Genomic DNA, 509 nt, shown 5'->3' with positions numbered 1-509 from the left:
TACCACCATGCCACGTCCTGAGACGTTTGTATGCAGGACAATCAACCTCTCATCAAAAAGTGTTGGTTCCTCACTTGAAAGACAAGCAGGTGCAATACTTGCAAAGAAATGGAATTCCAAGGTATCGCTCTCAAATCCTCAAGTTACAGTATACCTGATCATTACNAAGCAGGTGCAATACTTGCAAAGAGATGGAATTCCAAGGTCTCGCTCTCAAATCCTCAAGTGACTGTATATTTGATTATGACAGACTCTAAGAATTATCTTGGATATGCAGAGATGCAAGTTATGCCATTACATCCAAAGAAACTGGTCAAGCATCCCCACGAAATTGACATGAAACTTGCAAGGTGCATGGTAAATCTATCCGGACTAAAGGATGGAGATGTCATCTGCGATCCTTTCTGCGGCACTGGAACTATTTTACTGGAGGCTGAGTCCATGGGGATACATTCCATTGGAATTGATTTTGACAAAATAATGTGCAAGATTACGAAAAAAAATCTTGC

1 protein-coding gene is annotated in these 509 nt (G+C 40.9%); it reads left to right on the top strand.

Annotated elements, in window-relative coordinates; all coding sequences use genetic code 11:
* Positions 1 to 243 precede the first annotated feature (243 nt).
* Positions 244 to 509 (top strand): TRM11 family SAM-dependent methyltransferase (locus tag DYY66_RS16395; protein ID WP_394352619.1); only part of this gene is annotated, 266 nt, incomplete at its 3' end.

Source organism: Candidatus Nitrosotalea sp. FS (assembly GCF_011319475.1).
Classification (GTDB): Archaea; Thermoproteota; Nitrososphaeria; order Nitrososphaerales; family Nitrosopumilaceae; genus Nitrosotalea.
Note: the sequence above shows the minus strand (reverse complement) of the source record. Positions and strands in the feature narration are given on the sequence as shown.